24 protein-coding genes and 1 tRNA gene are annotated in these 21,330 nt (G+C 66.4%); 10 read left to right on the forward strand and 15 right to left on the reverse strand.

From position 1 onward, the window contains the following. Positions 1-83: 83 nt before the first annotated feature. From QOU61_RS10480 to QOU61_RS10500, 5 genes are all read left to right on the forward strand, one after another. Positions 84-1,334: an MFS transporter gene (locus QOU61_RS10480; RefSeq protein ID WP_289658134.1), complete on the forward strand. Its 1,251-nt coding sequence runs from the start codon at positions 84-86 to the stop codon at positions 1,332-1,334. A 271-nt stretch (positions 1,335-1,605) separates the two neighbouring features. Further along, complete coding sequence (gene acuI, locus QOU61_RS10485; RefSeq protein ID WP_289658136.1) at positions 1,606-2,592, forward strand: acrylyl-CoA reductase (NADPH); 987 nt, start codon at positions 1,606-1,608, stop codon at positions 2,590-2,592. Positions 2,593-2,705: 113 nt separating this feature from the next. Further along, positions 2,706-3,290, forward strand: a complete 585-nt coding sequence (locus tag QOU61_RS10490; RefSeq protein WP_289658137.1) for a hypothetical protein — start codon at positions 2,706-2,708, stop codon at positions 3,288-3,290. Positions 3,291-3,435: 145 nt separating this feature from the next. Continuing rightward, positions 3,436-3,669 (forward strand): DUF6894 family protein, encoded by a 234-nt coding sequence (locus QOU61_RS10495; protein ID WP_289658138.1) that lies wholly within the window; start codon positions 3,436-3,438, stop codon positions 3,667-3,669. A gap of 108 nt (positions 3,670-3,777) precedes the next feature. Beyond that, positions 3,778-3,900 carry a hypothetical protein gene (locus tag QOU61_RS10500; RefSeq protein ID WP_289658139.1) on the forward strand — a complete coding sequence of 41 codons (123 nt, stop codon included), beginning with the start codon at positions 3,778-3,780 and terminating at the stop codon, positions 3,898-3,900. A gap of 3 nt (positions 3,901-3,903) precedes the next feature. Here QOU61_RS10500 and QOU61_RS10505 read toward each other — a convergent pair whose 3' ends face one another. The 6 genes from QOU61_RS10505 to ygfZ all read right to left on the reverse strand — a co-directional run bounded on the left by QOU61_RS10505 (position 3,904) and on the right by ygfZ (position 10,428). Further along, on the reverse strand, positions 3,904-6,588 hold the full coding sequence (locus QOU61_RS10505; RefSeq protein WP_289658140.1) for a DUF2339 domain-containing protein: 2,685 nt from the start codon (positions 6,586-6,588) through the stop codon (positions 3,904-3,906). A 166-nt stretch (positions 6,589-6,754) separates the two neighbouring features. Next, positions 6,755-7,723, reverse strand: a complete 969-nt coding sequence (locus tag QOU61_RS10510) for an NUDIX hydrolase (protein WP_289658141.1) — start codon at positions 7,721-7,723, stop codon at positions 6,755-6,757. 28 nt (positions 7,724-7,751) lie between these two features. Beyond that, a complete protein-coding gene (locus QOU61_RS10515) occupies positions 7,752-8,258 on the reverse strand; it encodes a tyrosine phosphatase family protein (protein WP_289658142.1) in 507 nt (168 codons plus the stop codon). A gap of 57 nt (positions 8,259-8,315) precedes the next feature. After that, positions 8,316-8,927 carry a YfbR-like 5'-deoxynucleotidase gene (locus QOU61_RS10520; RefSeq protein WP_289658143.1) on the reverse strand — a complete coding sequence of 204 codons (612 nt, stop codon included), beginning with the start codon at positions 8,925-8,927 and terminating at the stop codon, positions 8,316-8,318. Further along, on the reverse strand, positions 8,924-9,550 hold the full coding sequence (locus tag QOU61_RS10525) for a DNA-3-methyladenine glycosylase I (RefSeq protein ID WP_289658144.1): 627 nt from the start codon (positions 9,548-9,550) through the stop codon (positions 8,924-8,926). Before QOU61_RS10525 ends, QOU61_RS10520 begins: the two co-directional genes overlap by 4 nt. Then, positions 9,547-10,428 (reverse strand): CAF17-like 4Fe-4S cluster assembly/insertion protein YgfZ, encoded by an 882-nt coding sequence (gene ygfZ / locus QOU61_RS10530; protein ID WP_289658145.1) that lies wholly within the window; start codon positions 10,426-10,428, stop codon positions 9,547-9,549. The genes QOU61_RS10525 and ygfZ overlap by 4 nt, the downstream gene beginning before the upstream one ends. 124 nt (positions 10,429-10,552) lie before the next feature. On the opposite strand from ygfZ, the gene QOU61_RS10535 reads away from it, so the two are divergent. Then, a complete protein-coding gene (locus QOU61_RS10535) occupies positions 10,553-11,887 on the forward strand; it encodes a dihydroorotase (protein WP_289658146.1) in 1,335 nt (444 codons plus the stop codon). 128 nt (positions 11,888-12,015) lie between these two features. On the opposite strand, the gene QOU61_RS10540 is transcribed toward QOU61_RS10535, so the two are convergent. The 4 genes from QOU61_RS10540 to QOU61_RS10555 form a co-directional block, all read right to left on the reverse strand. Continuing rightward, complete coding sequence (locus tag QOU61_RS10540) at positions 12,016-12,279, reverse strand: hypothetical protein (RefSeq protein ID WP_289658147.1); 264 nt, start codon at positions 12,277-12,279, stop codon at positions 12,016-12,018. A 199-nt stretch (positions 12,280-12,478) separates the two neighbouring features. Then, on the reverse strand, positions 12,479-12,856 hold the full coding sequence (locus tag QOU61_RS10545; RefSeq protein WP_289658148.1) for a TIGR02301 family protein: 378 nt from the start codon (positions 12,854-12,856) through the stop codon (positions 12,479-12,481). A 57-nt stretch (positions 12,857-12,913) separates the two neighbouring features. Beyond that, complete coding sequence (locus tag QOU61_RS10550) at positions 12,914-13,339, reverse strand: NUDIX hydrolase (protein WP_289658150.1); 426 nt, start codon at positions 13,337-13,339, stop codon at positions 12,914-12,916. Positions 13,340-13,583: 244 nt separating this feature from the next. Next, the gene (locus QOU61_RS10555) at positions 13,584-14,096 is read right to left on the reverse strand and encodes a hypothetical protein (RefSeq protein WP_289658153.1); all 513 of its coding nucleotides are present in this window, start codon (positions 14,094-14,096) and stop codon (positions 13,584-13,586) included. Between the two features lie 60 nt (positions 14,097-14,156). Between QOU61_RS10555 and QOU61_RS10560 the strand changes: the two genes are divergently transcribed. Next, the gene (locus QOU61_RS10560; RefSeq protein WP_289658155.1) at positions 14,157-14,918 is read left to right on the forward strand and encodes an SOS response-associated peptidase; all 762 of its coding nucleotides are present in this window, start codon (positions 14,157-14,159) and stop codon (positions 14,916-14,918) included. 15 nt (positions 14,919-14,933) lie between these two features. Here the strand turns inward: QOU61_RS10560 and QOU61_RS10565 are convergent, their stop codons facing one another. From QOU61_RS10565 to QOU61_RS10580, 4 genes are read right to left on the reverse strand one after another with little or no spacing between them, the layout of a single operon-like run. Beyond that, the gene (locus QOU61_RS10565) at positions 14,934-15,515 is read right to left on the reverse strand and encodes an NUDIX hydrolase (protein WP_289658156.1); all 582 of its coding nucleotides are present in this window, start codon (positions 15,513-15,515) and stop codon (positions 14,934-14,936) included. 17 nt (positions 15,516-15,532) lie between these two features. Beyond that, on the reverse strand, positions 15,533-15,982 hold the full coding sequence (locus tag QOU61_RS10570) for a GNAT family acetyltransferase (protein ID WP_289658158.1): 450 nt from the start codon (positions 15,980-15,982) through the stop codon (positions 15,533-15,535). Continuing rightward, positions 15,979-17,406 (reverse strand): FAD-binding oxidoreductase, encoded by a 1,428-nt coding sequence (locus QOU61_RS10575; RefSeq protein ID WP_289658160.1) that lies wholly within the window; start codon positions 17,404-17,406, stop codon positions 15,979-15,981. The genes QOU61_RS10570 and QOU61_RS10575 overlap by 4 nt, the downstream gene beginning before the upstream one ends. A 14-nt stretch (positions 17,407-17,420) precedes the next feature. Next, on the reverse strand, positions 17,421-18,413 hold the full coding sequence (locus QOU61_RS10580) for an L-threonylcarbamoyladenylate synthase (protein ID WP_289658162.1): 993 nt from the start codon (positions 18,411-18,413) through the stop codon (positions 17,421-17,423). Between the two features lie 68 nt (positions 18,414-18,481). Between QOU61_RS10580 and QOU61_RS10585 the strand changes: the two genes are divergently transcribed. Next, positions 18,482-18,558 (forward strand) — tRNA-Pro (locus tag QOU61_RS10585). Between the two features lie 180 nt (positions 18,559-18,738). Here the strand turns inward: QOU61_RS10585 and QOU61_RS10590 are convergent. Next, positions 18,739-19,674: a helix-turn-helix domain-containing protein gene (locus tag QOU61_RS10590; RefSeq protein WP_289658164.1), complete on the reverse strand. Its 936-nt coding sequence runs from the start codon at positions 19,672-19,674 to the stop codon at positions 18,739-18,741. Between the two features lie 609 nt (positions 19,675-20,283). On the opposite strand from QOU61_RS10590, the gene QOU61_RS10595 reads away from it, so the two are divergent. Together QOU61_RS10595 and QOU61_RS10600 are read left to right on the forward strand one after the other, a co-directional pair. Beyond that, complete coding sequence (locus QOU61_RS10595) at positions 20,284-20,487, forward strand: hypothetical protein (RefSeq protein ID WP_289658166.1); 204 nt, start codon at positions 20,284-20,286, stop codon at positions 20,485-20,487. Positions 20,488-20,669: 182 nt separating this feature from the next. Next, positions 20,670-21,293 (forward strand): hypothetical protein, encoded by a 624-nt coding sequence (locus QOU61_RS10600; protein WP_289658168.1) that lies wholly within the window; start codon positions 20,670-20,672, stop codon positions 21,291-21,293. The last annotated feature ends 37 nt before the right edge of the window (positions 21,294-21,330 follow it).

Raw genomic sequence — 21,330 nt, forward strand, 5'->3', positions numbered from 1 at the left:
TGGATTTTCATGCAGATGCATTAACTCGCTGTAATGAATCGCGCCCGCCGATGCCGGCGCGACAAACAAGACCGGGAAGAACAATGTCCAACGCGGCAAGCGACGTCAGGCCAGCCTCGACCTGGCGCACGCCTCTCGTGATCATCGTCTGCGGCTGCGCGGTCGCGCTGCTGGGCTTCGGGCCACGCGCGAGCGTCGGTTTCTTCATCCAGCCGATGAGCCGCGATCTGTCATGGGGCCGCGACGTGTTCGGCCTGGCGCTGGCGGTGCAGAACCTGTTGTGGGGCCTGGGCCAGCCGATCGCCGGCGCCATCGCCGACCGCTTCGGCACCTTCCGCGTGATGGTGGTCGGCGCGCTGATGTATGCGGCCGGCCTTGCCGTGATGCGCTACGCCACGACGCCGATGTCGCTCGAGCTCGGTGCCGGCGTGCTGATGGGCTTCGGCCTGTCCGGTTGCTCGTTCAATCTCGTGCTGTCGGCTTTCAGCAAGCTGCTGCCGCCGGAGCGGCGCGGGATCGCGCTCGGCGCCGGCACCGCCGCGGGATCGTTCGGGCAGTTCCTGTTCGCGCCCTTCGGCGTGGCGCTGATCGACAATTTCGGCTGGCAGACCGCGCTCATGGTGTTTGCCGCGCTGATGCTCCTGATCGTGCCGCTCTCGCTCGCGCTCAACACCGGGCCGGCGACGGCGTCGAGCGACGTCGCCTCCGGCGGCGAGCAGTCGTTCCGCACCGCGCTCGCGGAGGCGTTCGGCCATCGCTCCTACGTGCTGCTGGTGCTCGGCTTCTTCACCTGCGGCTTCCAGCTCGCCTTCGTTACCGTGCATCTGCCGCCGTTCCTGGTCGACCGCGGCATCTCCGTCCAGATCGGCGGCTGGGTGGTCGCGGCGATCGGCCTGTTCAACATCGTGGGCTCGCTCAGCGTCGGCTGGCTGCAGAACTACCTGCCCAAGCGCTACATCCTGTCGGTGATCTATCTCGCGCGCGCGCTTGCCACCGTTGCCTTCATCTCGTTCCCGATCACCCCGTTCTCGGCGATCGCGTTCGGCGCTGCGAGCGGCCTGCTATGGCTGTCGACGGTGCCGCCGACTTCGGCGCTGGTGTTCCTGATGTTCGGCACGCGCTGGTTCACCACGCTTTACGGCTTTGCCTTCGTCAGCCATCAGGTGGGTGGCTTCCTCGGCGTCTGGCTCGGCGGCATCGTGTTCGAGAAGTTCGGCTCCTACACGCCGATCTGGTGGCTTTCCGTGCTGTTCGGCGTGTTGTCGGCACTGATCAACCTGCCGATCGTCGAGAAGCCGGTCGCGCGCTTGGCGCGCCCGGTTCCGGCGACCTGACATTTCCCGCCATTCGGAACAGTGCGGGCATCGTCGGCCGCCGCAGTTGCGCGGCCGGCTTGATGCGATAAAACCCCTTGAAAGCCAGTGGAGTGGATTTGACATTCGCCGCTCATCCAGCCGCGCATTCGGAAAGCGAATGTCAAATCCAAAACTCCACTGGAATCCAATATTTTGCTAGGCGTCCTTTGACGCCAACATTCGCAAACGAGCCCGCTACAAAAGGGATGCGAATGTTGGCGTCGGACCACTAGATTGAGGGAGGTTTGCCGTGGCCACGTTCAAGGCGATCAGGATCGACAAGGCGGACAAGGGTACCACCGCCGCGCTCACGCAATTCGACGAGGCCGAGTTGATGGATGGCGACGTCACCGTCGCCGTCGAATGGTCGACGCTGAACTACAAGGACGGGCTCGCGCTGACCGGCAAGGCGCCCGTGGTCCGGCGCTTTCCGATGATCGCGGGCATCGACTTCGCGGGCACTGTCACGCAGTCCAGCCATCCGGCCTGGAAGGCCGGCGACAAGGTGATCTGCACCGGCTGGGGCATGGGCGAAACCCATCTCGGCGCCTACGCGCAGAAGGCGCGCGTCAAGGGCGACTGGCTGGTGCGGTTGCCCGACGGCATGTCGGCGCGCCAGGCGATGGCGATCGGCACCGCCGGCTTCACCGCCATGCTCGCGGTGCTCGCGCTGGAAAAGCAGGGGGTGTCGCCGAATAGCGGCCCGGTGGTGGTCACCGGTGCGGCCGGCGGCGTCGGCTCGGTCGCCATCGCCGTGCTCGCCAGGCTCGGCTATCACGTCATCGCCTCGACCGGCCGGATGGCGGAGGCGGGCTATCTGAAAGGCCTCGGCGCCACCGAGGTGATCGATCGCGCTGAACTGGCCGGCCAGCCGAAGCCGCTCGGCAAGGAACGCTGGGCCGGCGGCGTCGACAGCGTCGGCTCGACCACGCTCGCCAACCTGTTGTCGATGACGAAGTATGGCGGCGCCATCGCGGCCTGTGGCCTTGCCGCCGGCATGGACCTGCCGTCCTCGGTCGCCCCGTTTATTTTGCGGGGGGTGTGCCTTCTCGGCATCGATTCCGTGATGTGTCCGATTGCAGCGCGCGAGATCGCCTGGCGGCGCCTTGCCAGCGACCTGGATCCCGCAAAACTATCTGAAATAACTCATGAAATTGCGCTTGATCAGGTCCTCGCGGAGGCGCCGAAAATCCTCGCCGGCCAGGTCCGCGGCCGCGTCGTGGTAAAAATTCCCTAGGCCACGTTCAGACTTTACCAACCAAGCTGCTCCAATCTTGCCACGGTTGTTATGGTAAGCAGCGGGTAAAGGCATCAGACTTGCCCGCGCTCGGGTTATGTTGGAGTTGGAAAATGCTGGCGCGTTTTGTGTTGGGGACCGTCACCGCCGGCGCGTTGATCGCGCCCGCCCTGGCGGGGATGATGACCGCCGATGAGGCGCGCAAGTTCGTTGCCGGCAAGGTCTTCGCCTTCACCTGCTTCGACGGCACCCGTGGGGCAGGGCGCATCCTCGACGACATGGGCGCTGCCGGCGCCGTGCAATTCTCCGGCTCGGGTCCCGTGCGCCACATTCGCCTGCCCGGCAACACGCTGCAGATCCGCGACCAGATCGTCTGCGCGTCGATCAAGGGCATTCCGTTCGAGCCGTGCTTCAATCTCGACAAGAAGGATGAGCGCAGCTTCCGCGGCTCGGTCTCCGGCATGGGCTTCGCCTATTGCGATTTCCAGCATCAGGGCGCCTCGCAGATGCTGATGGCCCGCGCAGTGGCGAGGCCGCGTTCGCATCGGGCCGAACGCAACGGCGCGGCTGATGCCGCGCGCGCTGAAATGGCAACGCGGGTCGAGACGCCGCGCGTGGAAAGCGCCAAGATCGAGCCGGTCCGCTCCGAGCCCGCGAAACCCGAAAGCGCGCCGGAGCTGCGTCGTTCGACGGAGTAGTCGCCGTCTTCGGCCCGTCAGTCCGGCCGTCCGCCCGCCCGTAGTCTTACGGGGGATTCCTTTTGCTGGTTGGTAGGGACTAGTCACTCAGTTTGTGCGAGCTTCGGCCGCCCGCGGCGGCGAGCGAACCCACGGACTGAACCCAATGGCGCTTTATTTCTTTCGGATCAGCCAGGGTCGCTACTCGGGCGCCTCCGACCAGCCCTTCGAGTTCGACAGCCGCGAGGCCGCCTGGACCGAGATGACCGCGGTCTGCAGCAACCTGCTCAGCGGCATTTCCCGCGGGCTGAGACCGAACTCCGAATGGCGCATGGAAATGCTCGACGAGCGACGGAAGCCCGTTTTCTGCATCCGTCTGACCGCGGACACGCTCGACTGACGGACGCGCCGTCCGTCCGACCTCATCGTTGAAAGCATCGTTTCGATCGCGCGCGCCTCGCCGCGGGCGAAGCCATGCCCGCGCATCGGCTGCGCGTCGCTTGGGCATTTGCCCACCGAAACCGGATCGGCGTCCTCGCAGGTGTTCTCGGCGGCGCGCACGCTGTCGGGCGATTCGAGCCGCCTCAAGCTCGAAGTCGGCAAGTTCCTGGCGTCAGTGCGGGCGGCGTGAGCGTCACTCGCCTTGCTGCGCGATCGGCTGCGGCGGCGCCTGCCTGCGAAACAGGACGCGCCGGTAGATCCAGCCGATCGCCACCAGCACCACGCCGAGGCACATGAACGACAGCGCACGGTAAAACCCGGTCAGCGTCGACATGTCGATCAGGAAGGCTTTCGCGATCGTCAGCGCGATCACCGCGGCCGATGCCAGCCGCGCGCGCTGCGAATTAGCCAGCATGCCGATGCCAAGCAGCAGCACGCCGAACAGCAGCCACGCGATCGAGTAGCTGTATTGCTCGGCGCCGGTGGTCGGGCCGCGGCTGATGACCGGGCCGTGGTAGAGCCTGCGAATTTCGAACGAGACATAGGCAAGCGCGAGCACCAGCGCGAACGCGGCGACGGTGTTGGCGTAGGCGGCCGGGCGGTGACCGGCGACCGCATAGGACAGCAGCAGCGCAAGCAGCGCGGGCAGGGCATAGCCGAGCAGCAGAAGGTTGAGGACGGGTCCGCCGACATCGATCGGCCAGAGGATCGGCGTCTCCAGCAGCATCAATCCGAAGATGGTGGCGAGCCCGGCAAAGACGGTCAGCAGCACTGCGCCGACATTGTGCACGATGCTTCCGCTGCGGAGCCTGAGGCGCTCGAGCCCTATCGCCATGGCCAGCGCCGTGCAGACCTGCAGCGCGATCTCGCCGAGGTGGGGCTCGATGCGATAGATGTCGCCGCCATTGAGGACGTGACGGATCTCCAGGAAGGCGAGCAGCACCGTGAACAGGATCGCGGCCGCTTCCACCGCGCGCAGCGGCGCGTCGTCGCCGCGTCGCCGCAGCAAATGGCTGCCCACCCAGAACGATGCCGCCGGCACGCCATAGCCCCACAACAGCCAGTTGAAGATCGGCGTCGTGCCGACGGCGTCGCCTGCGATCCGCGGCTCGTAGCCGATCCGCAACGTGACGATGCCGGCCATGATCGCAGCCAGCGCGCGCAGGAACGGGATCGGCCGCCTGAGCGAAATCCAGGCCGCGCCGGCAGAGGTCAGCGCCAGCGCGATACTGAGCCAGCCCTTTTCCAGCGCGAAGGTCAGCGCCAGCGCCAGCGCGCCGAGCGTTGCGGTTGCAAACAGCGCGATGCCGACCGACTGGGCGGGGCGCTCCTCCCGCCGCGTCAGGAATTCGGTCGCTGCGCCGAATGCGGCCGCCAGCAGCACCGCGAGGATCGCAAACGGAATCGAGCGGTCGAGATGGGCGATGCGGGCATAAAGCGCGATCAGGAGCGCAAGCGGGGTGAAGGTTGCCACCGCGGCCCAGCGCGTCGTCAGGCGCGCGGCAGAAAAGCGGCGCTGCGCCAGAAAGCCTGTCACGCCGAAGCCGATCGCGAAGATCGCGGCGGTGACGAGGTGCAGCGACACCGATCCGTCCGTCGCGGCGGGACCGATGCCGGGTATCGGGCCGCCCGGCAGCACCAGGAGATCGGGATTGCTGCGCACCACCCACTCGGCGAACACGACGAAGACGAGGATCGCGGCAGCACCCAGCGCGCCCGCCGCCGACGGCGCGCGCCAGGCGGTCGCGATTGTTGCGATCACCAGGAGCGCAAAGCCGGTCATGGCGGCATCGGCGTGATGGCTGGCGAGCACGATCGCGGTCGCGCCGAGCAGATAGGCGGCGAGCGCGCCTGACGGGATCAGTTCGACCTGCTCCGTGCCGGCCTCCGGGCCGAAGGCGAAGCCGGACACGACCAGCAGCGCCGCGAGGATGAAACCCGCGATCACATGGAACAGATGCGGCGCGATCATCGATGGTCCGCATGGCAGGCATGGCGCCGTCCAGAGCAGCGCAAACACGATGGTGGTCACGGCGAGCCAGCGCCAGAGGCGGATCCGCGCCAGGCCAAACGACGCCGCGGTGACGATCGCAAGGTAGATGTAGAGCGCCCAATAGTCGGGCGTGTCGGACGACACCAGCAGCGGTGTGACGAAACCAGCCGCGACGCCGAGGCCGGCGAGCGCCGGCCCGTGCAGCAGCGCGGCGGCAAGCGTGCCGAGCGCGACCAGGCCGAGCAGGATGAAGGCGCTCGCCGGCGCGAGGAAGCCATAGAGCGCGTAGGCCGCGTAGACCGTCGCAAACGCGACCGCGGTGCCGGCCGCGGTGAGGATCGCCGGGATGTTGGCGACCGGCAGCGACTCGATGCCGGAGCTGTGTTCGATGCGGCGCGTCCACTCGCCGGCGCCAAGCAGCGCCAGCGCGAACAAGGCGCCAAGTGCGACCCGCACGCCGGGGCCGAGCAGCCCCGCCTCGATCGAATAGCGCACCATGAAGAAACCGCCGAGCGCAAGCGCCAGCCCGCCGATCCACACCACCCAGCGGGTGCCGAGGCGCTCCTCGAAGCCGGCGTCCTCCGGCGGGAGCGGCGGCGGCGCGGCGGTTTCGCCGCCGTTCTCGCGCGGCGCTTCGTCGGCAGGGAGAACCGCGGCTTCAGCCATCGGCTCCGCCGCGATGCTGGGCGAGGCGGTCGCGGGTGCCTGTTGGAATTCCGGCGTGGCGGCAAGCGGCGGCGGCGCAGGGCTCGCAGCGGTCGATGCCGCCTGGATCTGGTCGAGCCTTGCGCGCAGGCTTGCCGCCTGGTTGAGCGCCTTGCGCGCAATTGCCAGCGCGACGATCGCGATCAGCAGCGCGAGGAAGTCGAACGGTGAGTCAAACATCGCATTCTCCAGGCGTCAGCCCGAAGCTCAAGGGCTCACCGTGTCAGTTCGTCAAAGCGCGATCCTAAAGCGCGATGGGATCAAATTGAATCGCCATCGCGCTTCAGGTTTTTGATTGAGCATGATCCTTTCGGAAAAACCGCTGCACACTCTTCCGGATCATGCCCTAGCGCCGGCCGCGCACGCGCAAGCCCGGTGCGGGACGCTCCTGCAGCACCTCGCGGCGAAAGCGAAACAGCGCGGCCGGTCGTCCCCCTGTCTGTGTCGATACCACTCCGGTTGGTTCGACCAGCGCGCCTTGCTCCACCAGCCTGCGGAAGTTCTGCTTGTGCAGGTGACGTCCGGAGATCGCCTCGACGGTGTGCTGTAATTCGGTGAGTGTGAACTCGCCAGGCAAAAGTTCAAAGACAACCGGGCGATATTTCAGCTTGGCGCGCAGCCGGGCGATTGCGGTGGCGAGGACCCGCCGGTGGTCGAAACGCATCGAGACGCCGAGCGGAAGCCATGAGCGGCGCGCCAGTGCCGCAGGCCGGCCGTCGCGGCGCGCTTCCTCCACGAGGCCGGCTTCATAAAGCAGCTCGTAGCGGTCGAGCACGCGTTCCTCGTCCCATGGCGCGCCCTCGGTGCCGAAATAGAGCCGCACGCGGTCCTTGCGGCCGAGCGCGCGGTTCGCCTCCGGTGCCTCGTCCTGCGCGGCCCACCGGGTGAGTTCGGGGACGATGTCGCGCTCGATGATGTCGGGCTTGGCGCTGCGCCAATCCTCCCAGGGGAAAAAGCGGTACCAGGGCTCGAAGGTGGCACCCGGCGCGCGCGCGCCCTCGGCCGGCCGGGTCAGCGCAAGATACCCGATGGAGACGATATGTGCGCCGGTGTCGCCCGGCTCGGTATGGCGGCCGCGATCGCCGAAGGTGTAGAGCTGCTCGACATAGCCGAGCCGCAAGCCCGCCTGGGCCTCGACCCAGGCGCGCAGGCCGATCTCGAAGGTGCGATGCGACACCGCGTCGAACGGGCCGAACGGCAGGCCGGTGAGGCCGTCGCCGCCGGCAGCGGTCAGGATCGCGGGTTCATTGTCCTCGATGGCGACGATCGCCGCGGTCAACCCGATCTCGATCGGCGTCAGGTGCGTGTCGCTCATTCGGGTGCGCGGATCTGCATCCACTCCGCTATTCGAGTTCGACGCGGAACGGCTGGCCCTCGATCGTCATCGTGGCCGGCCCCATCTCGTCCAGCGCCCGCAGCATGCGCCCCTCGCGGCCGAGCGCCTTGTCGGCGAGGCTGACGATCAGGCGGTTCGGCTGCGCGATCGGGGAGGCGGCGCGGATCTGGCGCGCGATCGTGATCTCGTCGCGGCGCGGATTGAGTGCGCAGGCCGCGGCAAAGGCGCTCGCGGTCGAACGGCTGATGCCGGCATAGCAATGCACGACCAGCGGCGCGCTGCGGTCCCAGCCGCGCACGAAGTTCAGCACCTTCTCGATATGGGCCGGGCTCGGCGCGACAAAGCCCTCCATCTCCTCGATGATGTCGTCCATCGAGACCTTGAGGTGATTGGCAGGAAGCACCGACACCGGCCGCTGCACCTGGTCGACATTGGCCATCACGGTGAGGACGTGGCTGGCGCCGGTGGCGCGCACGGTTTCGGGCAGGGCGGCAAGCGAGCAGACGTGAATCATGACGGTCCTTTTGGCGCGGATTATAGGCCCGTGCGCCGGGGCGTGAAAGCCGCAGACCTATGCGTGCAGCGTCTTGAAGCGCGCCAGGAAGCGTTTTTCGGCCTTTGCCGCGGTCCAGGGCGTCAGATAGTCGCGCTCCATGGCCTCGGGCAGGCCGGGATCGCGGCCGAACAGCCGCTTCGCCTCGGCCTCGCCAAATCCCGCGAGCCGTGTCGCCTCCAGATAGGCGGCGCCCTTGTCGGCTTCCTTGATCTGTCGCGTGATCGCCTCGGGCAGCGCCGCGGGCAGGCCAAAGCGGATATGGATCGCCGAGAGCAGCCGCTTCTCGACCGCCTTGTAGTCGCCGCCGAGCACCGCCTTGAACGGCGAGATCATGTCGCCGATGACATATTCGGGTGCGTCATGCAGCAGCGCCGCGAGGCGGACGCTGGCGTCGATCCGCGGCATCTGCTCGCGCATCACAGCTTCCACCAGCAGCGTATGCTGCGCCACCGAGAAGATATGCGCGCCGCTGGTCTGGCCGTTCCAGCGCGCCACCCGCGCGAGCCCATGGGCGATGTCGGCGACCTCGATGTCGAGCGGGGAGGGATCGAGCAGGTCGAGCCGGCGGCCCGACAGCATCCGCTGCCAGGCGCGGGCATCGGCGACGGATGGCTTCACCGCTCTCATTTTGCCTGCAGGCGGGGGGTGCGCCGCTTGGTGGCGCAGCTCTCGTGGCAGAAGCAGCTGACCAGATGGTCGTTGACCATGCCGGTCGCCTGCATGAAGGCGTAGACGATGGTGGGGCCGACGAACTTGAAGCCGCGCGCGGACAGCTCCTTCGAGACCTTGACCGAGAGTGGGGTCGCGGCCGGCACGCTCGCGGTCGTCTTGAACTGGTTGACCTTCGGCTTGCCGTCGAGGAAGTCCCACAAGAACTTCGAGAAGCCCGGGCCTTGCTCCATGATCTTCAGGTACGACTTCGCGCTTTCGATCGTGCCCTCGATCTTGGCGCGGTTGCGCACGATGCCGGCGTCGTTCATCAGCGCGTGGATCTTCTTCGCATTGTAGCGCGCGATCTTCGCAGGCTCGAAATCGTCGAAGGCGCGGCGGAAATTGTCGCGCTTGCGCAGGATCGTGATCCAGGACAGCCCGGCCTGGAAGCCGTCGAGGATCAGCTTCTCGTAGAGCGCGCGATCGTCATATTCGGGCACGCCCCATTCGGTGTCGTGGTAGGCGACATAGAGCGGATCTTCGCCCGGCCACGGGCAGCGTGTCTTGCCGTCGGCATGCAGTCGTGCGGAACGGCTCATGCGACGGTCTTCTTCTCAGGCGCCCGGATCGAGCCGGGATCGGCAAGGCGAAGGCCGAGCCCGCCCGCGGTCAAGGGGATGCCGGCCTCGATCGCATCCGCCACCCGATCGGTCCGCACCAGCGCGAGGCCGTTGGGACCTGCGGTCGTGCCTGTTGTGCCGACCGGCTTGTCGCCGGCCATGATCGCAGTGCCCGGTTCCGGCGCGAAGTCGTCGAGGATGATCTTCACCGTGCGGGTGCGTGCGGTGCCGCGATGCTGCATCCGCGAAACCACCTCCTGGCCGACATAGCAGCCCTTGTCGAAGTCGACGCCGTTAAGGCGGTCCATGTTGGTCTCGTGCGGAAAGGCGTCGCCATAGATGAAGTCGAGCCCGCCGCGCGGCGTGCCGCAGGCGATGCGGTGCGCCTCGTAGGCCTGGCTGTCCACGAGCTCGGCGCCGATCAGGTCGGCGACCTTCTGCGCAAGCTCCTGCGGCACCAGCACGCGCCAGCCGAGCGCGGCGTCGCGGGGATCGGCGAAGGAGAGGTCGGGCCGCATCGCGAAGCTGCCGTCCCAGGCCGCCAGCAGCCCCATGCTGTCGGAGAGGTTTTCGACCGTGACCTTGGCGCGCAGCTTGTAGAAGCGGAGCTTGTCGGTGAGCCCCTGCGCGAGCGCGCGCGGGCAGTCGAGCAGGAAGCCGCCGCCATGGCCGGCGGGCGCTTCCGTGATCAGGAAGTCGATGATGATCTTGCCTTGCGGGGTGAGCAGCGCGCCGAAACGCGCCAGCCCCGGTGCGAGCCTGGTCACGTCGGTCGTGACGAGGCCGTTGAGGAAGTTGCGCGCATCCTCGCCTGCGACCTTGACCACCCCGCGGTCGGGAAGAAACGCTGCTTTCATCAGTTTCTCTTGAAGTTCTTGTTGAAACGGAGGTAGCGCATATCGCACGTGAACGTAAGGCGCTAGGGTGCCTCCCACAAGGCTTTCAGCGCGCACAGTTCCCTCAAACTGGCGTCGAGGAGTGATGACTCAAACGTTTGATACCATTCTAAAATCCGGCACCGTGGTCAACCAGGATGGCGAGGGGGTGCGCGACATCGGCATCAGCGGCGGCCGCATCGCCGAGATCGGCGGGCTGGCCCGCGCCGAAGCGCGCGAGATCATCGACTGCAAGGGCCTGCACATCCTGCCCGGGGTGATCGACACCCAGGTGCATTTCCGCGAGCCGGGCCTGACCCACAAGGAGGATCTGGAGACCGGTTCGCGCAGCGCCGTGATGGGTGGGGTGACGGCGGTGTTCGAAATGCCGAACACCGATCCCCTGACGGTCAGCGAGCGCGCGTTCACGGAGAAGGTGAAGGCCGGCCGCCATCGCATGCATTGCGACTTCGCTTTCTTCATCGGCGGCACCCGCGACAACGTCGCCGAGCTGCCGGAGCTGGAGCGGGCGCCGGGCTGCGCCGGGGTGAAGGTGTTCATCGGCTCCTCCACCGGCGCGCTCCTGGTCGAGGACGACGAGAGTCTGAAGCGCATTTTCAAGGTGATCCGCCGCCGCGCAGCCTTTCATGCGGAGGATGAATACCGCCTCAACGAACGCAAGCCGCTGCGCGTCGAGGGCGATCCGCGCTCGCATCCGCTGTGGCGCGACGAGACCGCGGCGCTGATCGCGACCGAGCGGCTGGTCAAGCTCGCCCGTGAGAGCGGCAAGCGCATCCATGTGCTGCACATCTCGACCAAGCAGGAGATCGAGTTCCTGCGCGACCACAAGGACGTCGCTTCCTGCGAGGCGACGCCGCACCACCTGACGCTGGCCGCGCCCGACTGCTACGAGCGGCTGGGGACGCGCGCGCAGATGAACCCGCCGGTGCGCTCGGCCGATCACCGGGAGGGGATCTGGCGCGGCATCGAGCAGGGCATCGTCGACGTGCTCGGCTCGGATCACGCGCCGCATACCGCGGATGAGAAATCGAAGACCTATCCGGCGTCGCCCTCGGGCATGACCGGCGTGCAGACGCTGGTCCCGATCATGCTCGACCACGTCAATGCCGGCCGGCTGTCGCTGGCGCGTTTCGTCGACCTGACCAGCGCCGGGCCGGCGCGGCTGTTCAACATCGCCTGCAAGGGCCGGATCGCCGCGGGCTACGACGCCGACTTCACGATCGTCGACCTCAAGCGCAGCGAGACCATCACCGACAATTGGGTCGCCTCGCGCGCCGGTTGGACGCCCTATGACGGTTTGCGCGTCACCGGCTGGCCGGTCGGCACCTTCGTGCGCGGCAGGCGCGTGATGTGGCAAGGTGAGGTGGTGACGCCGGCGACCGGTGAGCCGGTGCGGTTCCTGGAGACGCTGAAGCCGTAACCGTTTCAGCGCATTGTTGTCATCACCCGCGAAAGCGGGTGATCCGGTACGCCGCGGCGTCGGAATGAAAGTGAACCGTCGGTGGAATTCTGGATCGCCGGTCAGGCCGGACGATGACGGCGGCTGCGTTACTGCTTCGCCAGCGCGACGGAAAACTCGCCGTTGACGCGGGCCGGCACGCCTTCCACGAATTTCGCGACCGCATCCTCGCCATAGGTGGTGACGAGCTCGGCAAGCGCGGCGAACAGGCTTGCCTGCGCCAGGCAGTCGCCGTCGACCCCGTCGTGGCGCGCTTCCGCCCACGCCTCGTTGAGGTAGCTGAGCGCGGCCTGCTTCTGCTCGGCGTCGGCAAGCGGATTGTGGGCGAAGCGGAAGGAGGCGGGATGATTCATGAATGCAAGCAGGCGAACTGTGCGCCCCGGGGCGGTGCGCAATTGACAGTCAACGTGTAGCACGCGCGAGCGAGCCGCCTAGAGCAGTTCTTTAGGAAAGGTTAACGGCACCGAACACAATCGACCGATACCGAAGCAGCCGGCTTCGACAGCACCTTGTCCGGCCGGGCGGACGCGTCCGGCCGACCGCGCTGGCACGCTAGTTGGCGTAGCGGGCGGTGAGATCGCGCGAGATCCGCGATCCCTCCTCGATATAGCGGCGGATCGCAACGGCCGCGGCCGGGGTGCAGGTCCGGTAGGTCTGCTGGAAGCCATTATAGCCGCGGTTGAAGCCCGCGATCATGCGGGCGCGGCGGTCGCCGGCGGGGGTTTCGGCGTCGATCAGCGCCTGCATCTCGTTGCGCCATTTGCCGCCCTCGTTGCTGCCGCAGATGCCGCGCAGGTAGTGCAGGGTGCCGAGGATTTCGGCGAGCCGCTGCAGGTCGCCGTCGAACGGCGCCGCCGCGTCCTCGGCCCGTGCGGGCCCAAGATTCACGGCAGACAGGACGATGAGGGCGGCCAGGAGGTATTTCGTCATGGCGGTTCGCGTCTTAGCCCCTCAAATGCGCTGTAAGCAAGGCGGGAAACCGGCCTTTCAGGCTTCCACCAGACGCCGTGCGACCCCAAGCACCTCGGCCAGGCCGCCGGTCACCTTGAGATCGCCAAGCGCATCGGGCGCCAGCCAGCGGAAATCGTCGTTCTCCTCGTTCAGCACCGGTTCCCCGCTGTGCCAGCGCGCGGCGAAGGACATGATCAGGTAATGGCCGCCGCCCGTTGGACCCGGCAGCACCTCGCGCCAGCCGGAAATGCCCACGATATCGATCTTCAGGCCGGTTTCCTCGTCCACCTCCCGGTGCAGCGCCGCATGCAGCGATTCGCCGAATTCCACCCGGCCGCCCGGCAGCGAGTAAAAGCCTTTGGCCGGCGAGCGGGCGCGGCGCAGCAGCAGCACCTTGCCATCGCGAAAGATCGCGCTGCTGACGGCGAGCTGGGGATGGTGCGGTGGAATGGGCGTCGACACGGCGGCTCCGGCTTCGGATTTGAGAGCGCCAGTAGCACGATTGCTAGTGGTCCAATTCTAACATTCGCTCCCCACGTGGGGAGGCGCGTTTGCGAATGTTAGAATTTAAAGGACCACTAGCAGATTATTGATGCTAGTGGAGCTTTGGATTTGACGTTCGCATGAGGGAATCGCGGCAAATGGGCTGCGAACGTCAAATCCGCTCCACTAGAAGGTCGAAAGCTACGGGCGAAGCGCAGGGCGGCTAGCTCGCCATGATGGTCTCGACATCGGCTTCGACGCCGCCATTGATGATGCCGCCGGCGAGCGCCACCAGCGGCTTGACCCAGCCGGTCGCCTGCTCGGCGAGCCTGGCGCGGCTCCTGTCCTGGCTCACCTCGCGCATCGCGGCGCCGACCGCGGTCAGGATCGAGGTCATGGTGGAGGTGATGTTGTCGAATTCGGTGCGGACGGTCTCATCGGCCGTCTCGTAGGCCTCGATCGCAAGCTCACGCGCCCTGAAATGGGAGGCCATGAAATGCTCGCAATAGGACAGCGGGCACCAGCTGAGAAAATCCTCGGCGCATTCCGGCATGTCCGGGATCATCTCAAGCAGCATGATGGCTTCGTTGAAATGATTGAGGTAGTCGGTGGCGAGCCCGGTGCGGGGATTGATGTTGGCCGCGCGCAGCGCTGCGGCGCGTGCTTCCGCTTCGGGGCCTGTCGTTCGCGGTGGCCAGTGATCCGGTCGGGCGGCCTGGGAGGCTTTCGAGGTCATCGGCCCAGTGTTAACAGGGGGGGTTAAAGGGACCTGAACGCGTGATTATTTTGGCTGGAAATGTGCGGACGATTCGTCATCACCTCGCCCCCTGAGGCCCTGCGGCTCTTGTTCGGCTATCTCGAGCAGCCGAATTTCCCGCCCCGGCACAACATCGCGCCGACGCAGCCTGTGCCTGTGGTGATCCTGGAAAACGGCGGCCGGCATTTCCGGCTGATGCGCTGGGGGCTGATCCCGGCCTGGACCAAGGACCCGCGCAAGCTGTCGCTGATGTTCAACGCCCGTTCCGAGACGGTGCAGGACAAGCCCGCCTTCAAATATGCGATGCGGCGGCGGCGCTGCCTGATCCCGGCCGATGGCTATTACGAATGGCAGGATGCCGATGGCCGCAAAAGGCCCTTCTTCATCCACCGCCGCGACGGCCGCCCGGTTGGCTTCGCTGCGCTCGCGGAGAGCTGGATGGGGCCGAACGGCGAAGAGACCGATAGCGTCGCGATCGTCACCGCGCCGGCAAGCGCCGACCTCGCAACGCTGCATCCGCGCGTTCCCGTGACGATCGCGCCGGATGCGTTCGAGCGCTGGCTCGATTGCCGCGGCAATGACGTCGAGGCCGTGATGGAGCTGCTCAGGGGATCGCACGAAGGCGAGTTCGCCTGGCATCAGGTCTCGACGCGGGTCAACCATGCCGACAATGACGACCCGCAGCTCGTGCTGCCGATCAGCGACGAGCAGCGGGCTGCAGAAGAGGCACCAAAACCTGCGAAGAAGGCTGCGCCGCGCAAGGTCACGGCGTCAGATGACGGGCAGGGCAGTTTGTTTTAATGGAAAAAGTGCGGGTCACGGAAAAAGGTTCAGCGCCGCATATTGCAGCAGCATGATGGTCTTGGCGTCGACGATGCGGCCGCCCTCGATCATCGCCATCGCCTCGTCGATCGCAAGCTCGAGCACCTCGATGTCTTCGCCTTCGTCCGGGTTGCCGCCGCCGCTGCCGATCTTCATCGAGGGATCATATTCGGCGACGAAGAAGTGCAGCTTCTCGGTCACCGCGCCCGGGCTCATGAAGGCCTCGAACACTTTCCGCACCTCGCGCAGCCGGTAGCCGGTTTCCTCCTCGGCCTCGGCGCGAATGCGCGCCTCCGGCTCGGCATTGTCGAGCAGGCCGGCCGCGGCCTCGATCAGCAGGCCGTCATGGCCGTTGACATAGGCCGGATAGCGGAACTGCTTGACCAGCACGACGGTGCGCTTTTCCAGGCTATACGCCAGCAGCGTCGCGCCGTTGCCGCGGTCATAGGTTTCACGGTGCTGGGTCTGCCATTCGCCGTTGGCGCGCCGCCATTCGAAGGTCGTGGTCTTCAGCGTGTAGTGATTGTCGGAGAGCAGGCGGACGTCCTTGACGCGGATGCGGTCGGAGACGGACATGAAAGCCTCATTGCGGTCTACGGCGTCGGCTCGCGGCCGTCGAGCCATTTCGCGAAGGTGACGCGTTTCTGGTCGTAATAGCCGAGCGCCTCGTAGAAGGCATGGACCTGCGCATTGTCGCCGCGGACCATCAATTGCAGTTTTGCGATGCCGCGCGCCTGCAGCCAGTCCTCTGCCGCACGCATGATGGCGCGACCGAGGCCCTTGTGGCGGTGATCGGGATCGACGCTGACATAGTAGACCCAGCCGCGGTGTCCGTCATGGCCCACCAAAACGGAGGCGACAGCCGCGCCGTTTTCGCGGCCGAGCAGGACGGTTGCATTGGCCTCGCGCCGCGCCAGCGCGATGTCGCCGGCCGGATCGTTCCACTCGCGGATCAGGCCGCTTCGCCGCCACAGCGCGATGACGTCGGCGACGTCGCGGTCCTCGATCGCCGCAATGGTCAGCGCAGGCGCGGGGCTCTTCACAGCACCTTGCCGGGGTTCATGATGCCGAGTGGATCGAGCATCGCCTTGATCTGCCGCATCAGCGCGATCGCGACCTTGTCCTTGACCTCCGGCAGCTCGTCGCGCTTGAGCACGCCAATGCCGTGCTCGGCGGAGATCGAGCCGCCCATCCGGAGCACGATCTCGAACACGACCGCGTTGACCTCGTGCCAGCGGGCCAGGAAATCGGCAGCGTTGCCGCCGACCGGCTGGCTGACATTGTAGTGGAGGTTGCCGTCGCCGAGATGGCCGAACGGCACCGGCCGCGCGCCGGGGATCAGCTTCACGACCGCGGCATCGGCCTCCGCGATGAAGTCGGGGACGGCCGCCACGGGGACCGAGATGTCGTGCTTGATCGAGCCGCCTTCCGGCTTCTGCGCCGCCGACATCTCGTCGCGCAGCTTCCAGAACGCCTGGCGCTGGCTCAAATTCGCCGCGATCGCGGCATCGTCGATGATGCCGTGATCCAGGCCCTTGCCCAGGATCGTTTCCAGCGTGTCGCGCGCGTCGTCGCGCGGCGACGACAATTCCATCAGCACGTACCAGCGATGCTTGGCTTCGAGCGGATCGCGGATGTCGATGCCGTGGCGGATCGAGAAATCGACCGCGACCTCGGAAAGCAGCTCGAAGCTTGTCAGCGTGCCCGCGGCCTCGACTTGCGCGATCGACAGCAGCTTCAGCGCCTGCGCGGGCGAGGCAAGCCCGACAAAGGCGGTCTCGATCGCGCGCGGCTTCGGAAACAGCTTTAGCGTCGCCGCGGTGATGATGCCGAGCGTGCCCTCGGCGCCGATGAAGAGGTTGCGCAGGTCGTAGCCGGTGTTGTCCTTCTTCAGCTTGGAGAGAAGGTTCAAGACGCGCCCGTCGGCGAGCACCACCTCCAGCCCCAGCGCCATCTCGCGCGCCACGCCATAGGCGAGCGCCGCCGTGCCGCCGGCGTTGGTGGAAAGGTTGCCGCCGATGGTGCAGCTGCCTTCGGCGCCCAGCGACAGCGGGAACAGCCGGTCGGCGTCCGCGGCGCGCTGTTGCGCGACCTGCAGCACCACGCCGGCCTCGCAGGTCATGGTGTTGGAGGGGGCATCGACCTCGCGGATTTTGTCCATGCGGCGCAGCGAGACCACGACCTCGCCATTGTGCGGGGTCTGCCCGCCGACGAGGCCGGTGTTGCCGCCCTGCGGAACGAGCGCGATTCCATGCTCGCTTGCGAGCTTGCAGATCGCGGCGACTTCCGCGGTCGAGGCCGGCCGCAGCACCAGCGGCGAGCGGCCATGGAACAGGTCGCGCTCCTCGGTGACGTAAGGCTCGATGTCGGTCTGGTCGGTGACGGCGTATTTGGCGCCGACGATGGCGCGGAACTTCTCGATCAGCTGGGGGTCAAGCGGCGGCACAGCGGGCTTTGCGATATTCATTGTTGTCTTCCCGGTCATTCCCGTCCCACGGCCGCGCGGCGCAGCCGGTCATTGATGGCTTCGCCGAGCCCCTCATGGGGAATCGGCATCACCGCGATCGTGCGCGCAGCCTTCGCATCCAGCGCCCGAAGATAGCCGAAAAGATGGGTCGCGGCTTCGGTGACGTCGCCGCGTGGCGACAGGTTCATGACGGCGCTGGCGCGCTCGGCGCCCTCAGGTATCGCCGCGCCGAACGCCAGCAGCGCTTCGCCCGGCTCGATGCGCGCTGCGTCGAGCCGCACGCGGGTGCGCGGCGCGTAGTGCGAGCTCAGCATGCCCGGTGCCAAAGGCTTGCTGGTATCATGGTCCGCATCCGCCGGCGGCTGGGCGAGTTGGCAGCCCAGCACCCGCTCGATCGCTTCGCGCGGCAGGCCGCCCGGCCGCAGCAGCATCGGCGTCTCGAAGCAGCCTACGATGGTGGACTCGACGCCGACCGCGACCGCTCCCCCGTCGACGATCAGGTCGATCCGCCCGTCGAGATCGGCCTGCACATGGGCCGCCGTGGTGGGCGAGACATGACCGGAGAGGTTTGCTGAGGGGGCAACGACCGGCCGGCCGAGTGCGCGCAGGATGTCGCGGGCAAGCGGATGGGCCGGCACGCGGATGGCAACGGTGTCGAGGCCGGCGGTCGCGAGATCAGAAACCGCGGCGCCGGCCGCCTTGGGCAGCACCAGCGTGAGCGGGCCCGGCCAGAAGGCTTGCGCCAGCGCCCGCGCGGTCGCATCGAACCGGGCGATCCGCTCGGCGTCCGCCCGGTCGCCGACATGGGCGATCAGGGGGTTGAAGGCAGGGCGGCCCTTGGCCTCGTAGAGGCGGGCGACCGCATCGGCATTGCCGGCGTCGGCCCCGAGCCCGTAGACCGTCTCGGTCGGGAACGCGACCAGGCCGCCTTGGGCCAGGATCCGCGCGGCAGCTGCCACAGCGGCCCCGCCCGAGGCCAGAATCTGCGTTTTCAGACCCACATTCACCGGAATAGACGTCCTTGCATCCGCTTCTTGCGGTGGCCGAAACCCGAGGCTATAAGCCGCCCGTCAGTCGGAGTGTGGCTCAGCCCGGTAGAGCACTGCGTTCGGGACGCAGGGGTCGCAGGTTCGAATCCTGCCACTCCGACCATTATTTCAAGCACTTATAGTTTCGTTGGTCCGGCCGCGCAATGAAATGCGCCATGACATTGGCGCTGGTCGGGATACCTGGAATCGATGGGCCGATTCTCCTGGGCCTCGCGCTTCGGCCTCGCCGATTCGCGCCAGGTCCCGACTTGGAACCCAGCCAGCAGAAGGTCCCCCAAAGCACTCAGCTGTTTCGCGCCAGCGTGGTCGAGGCGGTCTCGCCGAACGTCATGCGGTAGGCGGTTGCGAATTCGCCCATGTGCCAAAAGCCATTGGCGCGCGCCACGTCCGAAATTTTCGTGTTGGGCCGGCCGAGCGAGAGCGTCCGCCTCACCGACCACAGCCGTCGCAAGCGCAGATAACGGTGAACGCTCATGCCTCTTACTGCGCGCGTCGCGGTTTGCAGCGTCCGCAGCGGGACATCGCAGGCCCGGACCAGGTCCGCGCCGTAGATATTGCTCGATGGGTTTGCGGCGAGATAGTCCTCCATGCGCCGCACGATCGTCAGGTAGCGCTGAAAGTGCCCGGGCAATGCGGTCGGCGCGATCGGAGCCATGACCGCATCGAGCGCAGCGAGCAGCGTCTCCTCGACATGCCGCAACATCGTGGCGGTTGGGCTCTCGGTTGAGGAAGCGAAGGCGAGAATTTCCCTTGTGACGACGCGGAATGACTGCATCGCCGCGGGATTTTCACTGCGAAGGAGCTGGGTGCGGTCGTCGGCGGCAGGTCCCGCGCGGTCGGAAACGGCCGGGTCCAGGTCGATGATGGCGAAGAGGTTGGCGCGCGGCTCGAAGACCTGACAGACCGGTGTGCCGCAGATCGTCATGATCGACTGGGCGTCCACCTGCATGCCGTTCACGCGCGCATCGATTGAATCGGCGAGCGGCATGAAGAGCAGTTTTCCGCCCGTCCTGTAGTGCGCCTCCAGGATGCGGGGAAATGTGCGCTGGACGATGAGGCGGCATGACGGCAAGGCAAGGTCAGCGCGCGCCGAGTCGCAGTGTCCGCTCAAGGGAATGTTATGGGCATTGCCGAGCTGCTTCGCCGACTGGAATTCGTCCACGCTCCGGAAGTGCACCAGATTGAGGGCCGACGTCGCTTTCAAACCCTGAAACGGCATTGGCTTACGACGGGCATGGATCAATGACGATTCGAATAACCGAACAATCCTAAGATCAGCCTCCCAGCGCCATCCCGTATTAGCACGGTGGCGCAACCCGCATTAACACGGTGGCGCAGATCGCATGCTCCGGCATAATTCCGATAGCCGGCTTAACCGCGCTGCAAAGCATGATGAGGATAATATCATCTGGTTACCGCAAGGGAGTTGCCTCGCTCGCAGCGAGCAACGCCTGCCGGGCTGACGATCAACGGCCAATGCCTTGCCAGTGTCGTCGCGCAATCCGGGATCCAGGCGGGGTCCAGGGGCCGGCCGGCGCAGGTGAAACTGCCGGTCGCACCGGCAAAAGGATCGCTTTGGAGCCAGCGCGCTGGACCACCTCGGCGCCCGCTCACGTTGCTGTGTTTTCGTCTTTGTGAGGGATCGCACAGACGCGGTGTTGATCTCGGACAAGGAATAGGGGGCGGCGGAAATCCGTCGTCCGTCGGCGGGGCCGATCGTGCAGGCCCGCAGGCATCGTCTCGCGCGGGGGAGGAGCGGATTGGAGGGCGCTGTCCGAGTTTTGAGCAAAATCAAGGCGCGCGCGCGACCGTCCGACAAATGACGCATATGCCTGACGACGACTTCAGATGCCGGTGGCTGCCGATCGCGATCGCACCGGAAAATTGCGACCTGCAGGTCGGCGTCGCCGGGAAGGGCGGCGTGATGCCCTTCCACTTTCCCTGCCGCCGCATCTCGGGCAGCTGGCTCAACGTGTGGTCCAACGAGCCCGTGCTGATCTACCCGACGCATTGGCGGATCTGGCGGGCCTAGTCACCGGGCCTGATCCTTCATCAATTTCGCGACGGCAAGGCGCCCGTCTTTTTTCGGGCGTGGCGCAATTCCGATAGGTCTTTTAGTCGGCCATTTTCCGCAAGCCCGGCATATCGGAGCAGGACAAATCCGAAAGCACGCCTCTGCGCGGCTTGCAGTTGGCATTCACGCCTGGCCCAGAGATGCATTTTGAGGCGCTATCGCCGCAGGCGATCAAGTCGATCACTCAGCGCAGCCTGTTGCTGGAATGGAACGAGCTCGCACGGGGCCGCCGTTTTCCGGCTCTTTCCGGTTTTCATCCCGATGCGGGGCTTCATGATCCTGCGCAGTTGATCATCTGGAACGTCGAACATGACGGCGGCACACGCCGGTTCCGCGCTTGCTATCAGGGCCGCTATCTCGCGGAAGCATTCAATGCCAGCTGGGTCGGGAGAACGCTGGATACGGTGGTTCCCGACTGCCTCCGGCCGTTCGTGTTGGAGACAGCGAACGAGTGCGTAGACAGCCGATGTGCGGTCTTCAGCATTCTCTCCACCCTCGATATCGCCGGCCATCGGGTGGACTGCGAGCGGCTCCTGCTGCCGTTCGGGCGCGATGGCGAGATCGTCGAGCAGGTCGTCGCCTCGGTGCAGTTGATCAGCCTGAAGGGCAGTTTCGACCGCAAGACCGTGCTGCAGCGCTATCAGCAGGGGCTGGAGATCACCGTTGCGGGCAGGATCAGCGCGGGCTTTGCCAGACCTCCGATCGCCACATCGGCAGGCGCAGGGGCCCTTGTGGAGCTTGGCCCGGCCGCCAAATTCCGCTGACCCAAGTTCTCTTGACCCAAGTCTCTTGACCCAGGTT

This window comes from Bradyrhizobium sp. NP1, from assembly GCF_030378205.1.
Lineage (GTDB): Bacteria > Pseudomonadota > Alphaproteobacteria > Rhizobiales > Xanthobacteraceae > Bradyrhizobium.

Coding starts and splice junctions, on each gene's coding strand:
- ygfZ (WP_289658145.1), bottom strand. CDS start 10,428: ATGAAAGCAGCGTTTCTTCCCGACCGCGGGGTGGTCAAGGTCGCAGGC.
- QOU61_RS10600 (WP_289658168.1), top strand. CDS start 20,670: ATGCATTTTGAGGCGCTATCGCCGCAGGCGATCAAGTCGATCACTCAG.
- QOU61_RS10590 (WP_289658164.1), bottom strand. CDS start 19,674: ATGCCGTTTCAGGGTTTGAAAGCGACGTCGGCCCTCAATCTGGTGCAC.
- QOU61_RS10515 (WP_289658142.1), bottom strand. CDS start 8,258: ATGATTCACGTCTGCTCGCTTGCCGCCCTGCCCGAAACCGTGCGCGCC.
- QOU61_RS10595 (WP_289658166.1), top strand. CDS start 20,284: ATGCCTGACGACGACTTCAGATGCCGGTGGCTGCCGATCGCGATCGCA.
- QOU61_RS10555 (WP_289658153.1), bottom strand. CDS start 14,096: ATGACCTCGAAAGCCTCCCAGGCCGCCCGACCGGATCACTGGCCACCG.
- QOU61_RS10575 (WP_289658160.1), bottom strand. CDS start 17,406: ATGAATATCGCAAAGCCCGCTGTGCCGCCGCTTGACCCCCAGCTGATC.
- QOU61_RS10490 (WP_289658137.1), top strand. CDS start 2,706: ATGCTGGCGCGTTTTGTGTTGGGGACCGTCACCGCCGGCGCGTTGATC.
- QOU61_RS10545 (WP_289658148.1), bottom strand. CDS start 12,856: ATGACGAAATACCTCCTGGCCGCCCTCATCGTCCTGTCTGCCGTGAAT.
- QOU61_RS10520 (WP_289658143.1), bottom strand. CDS start 8,927: ATGAGAGCGGTGAAGCCATCCGTCGCCGATGCCCGCGCCTGGCAGCGG.
- QOU61_RS10525 (WP_289658144.1), bottom strand. CDS start 9,550: ATGAGCCGTTCCGCACGACTGCATGCCGACGGCAAGACACGCTGCCCG.
- QOU61_RS10510 (WP_289658141.1), bottom strand. CDS start 7,723: ATGAGCGACACGCACCTGACGCCGATCGAGATCGGGTTGACCGCGGCG.
- QOU61_RS10495 (WP_289658138.1), top strand. CDS start 3,436: ATGGCGCTTTATTTCTTTCGGATCAGCCAGGGTCGCTACTCGGGCGCC.
- QOU61_RS10480 (WP_289658134.1), top strand. CDS start 84: ATGTCCAACGCGGCAAGCGACGTCAGGCCAGCCTCGACCTGGCGCACG.
- QOU61_RS10535 (WP_289658146.1), top strand. CDS start 10,553: ATGACTCAAACGTTTGATACCATTCTAAAATCCGGCACCGTGGTCAAC.
- QOU61_RS10505 (WP_289658140.1), bottom strand. CDS start 6,588: ATGTTTGACTCACCGTTCGACTTCCTCGCGCTGCTGATCGCGATCGTC.
- QOU61_RS10565 (WP_289658156.1), bottom strand. CDS start 15,515: ATGTCCGTCTCCGACCGCATCCGCGTCAAGGACGTCCGCCTGCTCTCC.
- QOU61_RS10540 (WP_289658147.1), bottom strand. CDS start 12,279: ATGAATCATCCCGCCTCCTTCCGCTTCGCCCACAATCCGCTTGCCGAC.
- QOU61_RS10560 (WP_289658155.1), top strand. CDS start 14,157: ATGTGCGGACGATTCGTCATCACCTCGCCCCCTGAGGCCCTGCGGCTC.